Here is a 1,067-nt window from a genome sequence, read left to right on the forward strand (position 1 = left end):
TCATCGAAGCTGAGCTGGAGCGCGTTGATGTCGAGATGCCCGTCCAGGCGGACGAAGGAGGGCATGTTGTAGGTGGAGGAGCCGGGCTGGAGCTGGTCGATGAACCAGAGACGCTGCTGAGCGAAGGAGAGGGGCAGCGGGCCGGTGCGAGGGACAGGGAGGATGGGAGGCGGCTGAGCGGTGGAGCCCTCGCGGGAGGCCGAGAGGATGCGAGCGGCGAGGGAGGCGACGGTGGGCGCCTCGAAGAGGGCGCGGAGGGGAAGCTCGACGCCGAAGGAGGAGCGGATGCGAGAGATGACCTGGGTGGCGAGGAGGGAGTGGCCACCGAGGGCGAAGAAGTTGTCGGTGACACCGACGCGCTCCAGGCGGAGGACGGTGGCGAAGAGGGAGGCGAGCTTCTCTTCCTCGGGGTTGCGAGGAGCGACGAAGGAGGAGTCGCCGCGCAGGGTGTCGGCGTCGGGAGCGGGAAGCAGCTTGCGAGCAAGCTTTCCGCTGGGAGTCAGAGGGAGGGCCGCCAGGGAGATGAAGGCGGAGGGCACCATGTACTCAGGCAGCCGCTTGAGGAGGAAGGTGCGAAGGGCCTCTGAGTCGAGGGCGGAGTCGGAAGAGAGGACGACGTAGCCGATGAGGCGCTTGTCGCCGGGGACGTCCTCACGGACGACGGCGGCGGCGTCACGCATGCCGGGAGCGGAGCGGAGGACGGACTCGACTTCGCCCAACTCGACGCGGAAGCCACGCACCTTCACCTGGAAGTCGAGGCGGCCGAGGAACTCCAAGGTGCCGTCGGCCTTCCAGCGAGCGGAGTCGCCGGTGCGGTAGAGGCGAGAGCCGGGCACACCCGAGAACGGATTCGGCACGAACGCCTGCGCGGTGGTTTCAGGGCGGGCGAGGTAGCCGTGGGCGAGGTGGGTGCCGCCAACGAAGACTTCACCCGCGACGCCGATGGGGACGGGCTGGCCGAGAGGGTCGAGGACGAAGAGCTGGGTGTGGCCGACGGGCGAGCCGATGGAAGGCAGGCGAGGCCAGGAGGAGGGAGCACCCTGGAGGCGGAATGCGGAGACGACGTG

1 protein-coding gene is annotated in these 1,067 nt (G+C 69.0%); it reads right to left on the minus strand.

Annotation, left to right across the window (positions count from 1 at the left end; all coding sequences use genetic code 11):
• The coding region (locus tag G4D83_RS45210; RefSeq protein WP_163871165.1) for a phosphopantetheine-binding protein at positions 1 to 1,067 on the minus strand (1,067 nt) is incomplete at both ends.

This window comes from Myxococcus eversor (assembly GCF_010894455.1).
In the GTDB taxonomy this organism is placed as follows: Bacteria; Myxococcota; Myxococcia; order Myxococcales; family Myxococcaceae; genus Myxococcus; species Myxococcus eversor.